Genomic DNA, 4,738 nt, shown 5'->3' on the forward strand with positions numbered 1-4,738 from the left:
GGCCGCGGCTCGGCGCCCCGGGTGATCGCGACGACCTGGTGGCCGGCCGCGGTGAGGTGGTCGGTGACGGCGGAGCCGATGTAGCCGGTCGCGCCGGTGAGCAGAACCTTCATGACACTCCTGTCTTGATGGCGAGTTGTCGTGTTGCGGTGGATGGTCCGGTGCGGTGCCGCGAAGCCCCACCGGTCGAGCGCCGCGTAGGCGGGCCGCCATCGGTGTGCGTACGTGTGCCGCGCGGCCTCGGGCAGGAGCTGCGCGAGCAGGGCGGCCGCGGTCCCCTCGGTGACGCCGTCCAGGAGCCACGGCACGATCCGTGCCGCGTCGGCCGCGATCCGCCGGGCGTGGACGCGCCCGAAGTGTTCCCACTGCTCCTTGCTCAATATCGTCTGGACCAGCGGGAAGACGACTTCCTCCTCGTGGCGGAGGTGTCCGTGCAGTCCGGTGACCAGTGAGCCGGTGAGGTCACCGAACAGGTCGAGCCCGATGTCGGGGCCGGCCAGGTTCCGGTCGATCGCCTCGAGCAGCAGAGCGAGCGCGGCGTGCTCGGCCTCGATCACCTCCAGCCGCGCCAGGGAGAACGGGCGGCCGTTCAGAGCCCGGCGCAGGGAGGGCCACAGCGCGTCGTCCTCGGCGGCGTGATGGAGGTCGAGAGCGCTCCGGAACAGTTTCCAGCCCGCGGCGGTGCGCAGGAGGTTCCGGGGATCGGGACGGGCGAGGGCGGTGGCTCGGCCAAGGTGGTGCAACTCCCTTCGCAGTGCGTTGTGCATCGCGTACGTCACGGTCATGTCGAGCCTGTCTCGCACGTCTGTCTGACTCCTGGTGCCGGTGACCGGGTGAGCCCGTGTCAGGCAGTGGCGTCATGGCTCGCCCGGTACCCGAAGCCTCCCGTGGGAGCCGTATCCGGATCAACGCAAGCTTCGTGGGTTGATCGATAACTCGACGGTTATGGCCGTACGGGAGCGGTCGTGGAACGACGCGGCGGCGCGTCAGAACCGTAGGGAGCCGAGTTCGCGGACCGTGGCGGCGAGAGCGCCGATCAGCTCGTTCTCCGCCTCGGTCCGCCAGACCAGGGCGAAGGACAGGGCCGGCATGTCCGTGACGGGTATCCAGTGGATGTTCGGCATGCCCCAGTGCCGGGTGATGTGACTGGGAAAGCTGTGGATGATCTCACCCATGCCGACCCGGTTGATCAGCTCCTCCGCGTTGGTCACGGGGCCCACACGCTCGATCGACCGTCCCTGGGGGGTGTGGAAGGGCAGGTAGCTGTCCTCCCAGTAGTCCGGCATGGTGGGTGCGACGACGTGCTGGAAGTCCGCGAATATCTCCAGGCGCGCCGATGTGAGGTGGGCGAGCTCGTGGTCGGCGGCCACGGCCAGGATCCGTGGATCCGTGCACAGGACCGGGCCGACGGTGAAGTCCGGTTCCTCCACGGGCAGCCAGGTGACGAGGACGTCCATGTCGTCGTCACGGAGCCGGCCGAACGGATCCACGTACGTCAGCTGGCGGATCTCCAGCTCCCACTGGGGATGCCGCGAGCGGAAGGCCTTCCAGTACGGGTACATGTCGACGACGTTGAACGGCATCATCCCGACGCGGAGCCGGCCGGTGACACCGCGGGCCGTCAGCCGGGCGCGTTCCACGGACGCGTGCAGCCCCGCGTAGACCGGCTGCAGGTCGTCGCGGAGCTGACGTCCGACGGCGGTCAGGCGCACGGTGCGGCTGGTGCGCTCGAACAGCGCGGCACCGATGCGCCGTTCCTGCTTCCTGATGGCCTGGCTGACCCGTGCCTGGGAGACCATCAGCCGCTCAGCGGTCCGGCCGAAGTGCAACTCCTCGGCCAGGACCAGGAAGATCTCGATGTCCCGCAGCTCCATCACGCCCCCGTGTCCCTCTCCGCCGACGACCCGGAGGCCGTCGAACCGCAGAAGTATATGTTGATCACGGTTACGTGCGCGGAGCGCTGAAGAACCCCGTGTCATACCCCAGTTGGGGGCTCAGCCGGCGCGGTCCCGGCTGAGCTTCCCCGCCACGGCGGCCTCGCCGCGTGCGGGCGGAACGGTCCCGACCGCCGTGGTGTACACCGCCTCGGCCGGCAGGTGCCGCTCCAGGGCGATCAGCATGACGGCCCCCGCCGTCGAGCTCGCCGCCAGTACCAGCCAGGGCAGGCGGCCGTCGACCGTCAGCAGCCCGGTGAACAGGGACGGCGCCAGGGTCTGGGACAGTGCCCAGGACAGCTGGTAGGTGGCCAGGTAGCGGCCGCGCGCCTCGGTGGGCGCGGCGCTCACCGAGAGGGCGCCGGCGCTCGGACTGTGCACCAACTCGCCCACCGTGTACAGGATCAGCAGCCCGACCAGGCCGGCCATCACGCCCTGGCGGGGCATGTCGCCGAGCAGGGCGTAGCCGAGGAACGAGGCGGCGAAGACCAGGGCCCCGACCGCGGCCACCCGGGTGCGCCGGGTGAAGCGCCGGCCGAGCCGGCCGACCGGCACACCGGCGAAGGCGCAGAGCGCGGTGTTGACCGCGAACAGCGGACCCGCCACCGAGGCGGGCAGGTCGAACTGGCTCACGGCGTACACCGGCAGCAGCACGCTGAGTGCCGAATACCCCAGGGCGATCAGGAAGTTGGCCACGGTGAGCCCCGCGTACGGTCGGTCGCGCAGCACCGCCCGGTAGCCGGACCGCTGCCGGCCGGTCGCTGGACCGGCCGGGTGGGACGTCCTGATCCGCAGCGCGAACAGCGCGGCGACGAAGAAGGTGGCCGCGTTCAGCCAGGCGACCGCCAGGAAGCCACCGTCGCCTCCGAGTTGGACCAGTCCGGCGGCGAGCAGGCCGCCCGCGCCGAGCCCGGCGTTGTTCACGCTCCGCGCCAGAGCCATCAGCCGGTCCCGGTGCTCCGCCTGGGCGAGCTCGCCGATCAGGGCCTGCTGGGTCGCGGGGAACGCCTGGGCGCCGGCCGCGCTGAGGACCGCGACCAGAGCGAAGACCGGCAGGGTGGTACCGAGCGGGAAGGCCAGGAAGCCGACGCCGCGGATCAAGTAGAGCGCCAGCCGCACCCGTCGGGCACCGAACCGGTCGACGGCCCAGCCGCCGACCGGCATGGCGCCCATCGCCAGCAGTCCGGCGACGGTCAGGACGGTGCCGATCGTCGCCAGCGGCAGTCCGGTGATCCGCTGGAAGAAGACCAGGCTGAACGGGACGTACATGCCGGTGCCCACCGCGTCCACCAGCATCCCGGCGACCAGGTTGCGCTCACCGGGCACCCGGCGGTCGTTCGCCTTCATGCCCTCTCCTCGAGTCGATGTGAATTTCCGTGGGTTCCGGCATCGGTCGACACGTGATCGACGGCCGGAACGGCCACGCCGGCGACGAGCGGGTTCATGAAGGCACCTCTTCCTGGGTGTGCGGGCATGCTGGCGCCCTGGGACAACGGCTTGTCTCCCGTCCGGCACGCTCGGGCGGCCGCGGGTGGCCCGCTGGGCGGTACGGCGTCACCGGTACGGGCGCCGAACCGATCACCGCTCACCGAGCAGCGGCTCCGGCCCGCTGTCGATCTTCCGGCTCCCCGCCCCGCCCATCAACGGCGAAGATCGGTGGGATCCGATAACTCAGGCCTTATCGATCGCTCCGGGATGCGTTCCGGGCACCGGCCCGCCCATGGGCGGGCGTACGTCCATACGGGCGGGGCCGGCGTGTACCTGCCGGTCGGGCTCCGGCCGTCGCCGTAGGTTCCGTAGCGGAATGTGCCCCGAGCGGGTACGAGGCGCAGGTTGCGGGAGTGGGTGCTGGCGATGACCGGGAAGCGGACCGTGACGGTGTTCGGAGCTACGGGACAGCAGGGCGGGTCGGTCGTCCGGGCGCTCCTGGAGGACCCGGACAGCGGCTTCTCCGTGCGCGCGGTCACGCGCAACCCCGACTCGGACCGGGCCCGGGAGCTGGAGCGGCTCGGGGCCGAGGTGGTCCGGGCGGACATGGACGACGAGGCGAGCCTGGCCCCGGCCTTCGAGGGCGCCTACGGGGCGTACCTGGTGACCAACTTCTGGGAGGACATGGACGCCGCGCACGAGAAGGCCCAGGCGGCGGCACTGGCCCGGGCCGCCGGGCACGCGGGCGTGCAGCACGCCATCTGGTCCACCCTGGAGGACACCCGCCACTGCATCCCGGTCGACGACGACCGGATGCCCACGCTCCAGGGCTCGTACAAGGTCCCGCACTTCGACGGCAAGGCGGAGGCCGACCACTACTTCACGGACGCCGGCGTACCGACCACCTTCCTGCGCACCACCTTCTACTGGGAGAACCTGTACGGCGCGTTCGCCCCGCAGCGCGCCGAGGACGGCGCGTACGAGCTGATCTTCCCCATGGGCGAGCACCGGCTGTCCGGCATCGGGGTGGAGGACATCGGCAGGACCGCGGCCGCCATCTTCGAGCGGGGCACCGATCTGATCGCCGCGACCGTCAGCATCGCGGGGGAACACCTGCCCGTCGCCGACATGGCCGCCGCGCTCGCCGAGTCGCTCGGCCGGCCCGTGCGCTACCGCCCGCTGACCCCGGACGAGTTCCGCGGCCTGGGCTTCCCCGGCGCCGACGAGGCGGGCAACATGTTCCAGTTCTACGCCGACTGCGAGGCCCGCTTCACCGGAGCCCGCGACCTCGACGCCGTGCGGTCCCTCTTCCGGGCCCTCCTGAGGTTGGTTACCTTGCTTGGCGGTCTCCGGGTCAGGTTCGACTGGTACTGAGA

General features: G+C 71.1%; 4 protein-coding genes. 1 reads left to right on the plus strand and 3 read right to left on the minus strand.

The annotated features are described in order from the left end of the window. The 3 genes from ACWGDE_RS36290 to ACWGDE_RS36300 all read right to left on the minus strand — a co-directional run. Positions 1-803: hemerythrin domain-containing protein (locus ACWGDE_RS36290; protein ID WP_453393342.1), on the minus strand; the 803-nt coding region annotated here is incomplete at its 3' end. A 183-nt stretch (positions 804-986) separates the two neighbouring features. Beyond that, positions 987-1,874 (minus strand): LysR family transcriptional regulator, encoded by an 888-nt coding sequence (locus ACWGDE_RS36295; RefSeq protein ID WP_453393345.1) that lies wholly within the window; start codon positions 1,872-1,874, stop codon positions 987-989. Positions 1,875-1,994: 120 nt separating this feature from the next. Continuing rightward, positions 1,995-3,281: an MFS transporter gene (locus ACWGDE_RS36300; protein ID WP_453393343.1), complete on the minus strand. Its 1,287-nt coding sequence runs from the start codon at positions 3,279-3,281 to the stop codon at positions 1,995-1,997. Between the two features lie 507 nt (positions 3,282-3,788). Between ACWGDE_RS36300 and ACWGDE_RS36305 the strand changes: the two genes are divergently transcribed. After that, positions 3,789-4,736 carry an NmrA/HSCARG family protein gene (locus ACWGDE_RS36305; RefSeq protein WP_453393344.1) on the plus strand — a complete coding sequence of 316 codons (948 nt, stop codon included), beginning with the start codon at positions 3,789-3,791 and terminating at the stop codon, positions 4,734-4,736. Positions 4,737-4,738 lie beyond the last annotated feature (2 nt).

The organism is Streptomyces sp. NPDC054956 (assembly GCF_053609185.1).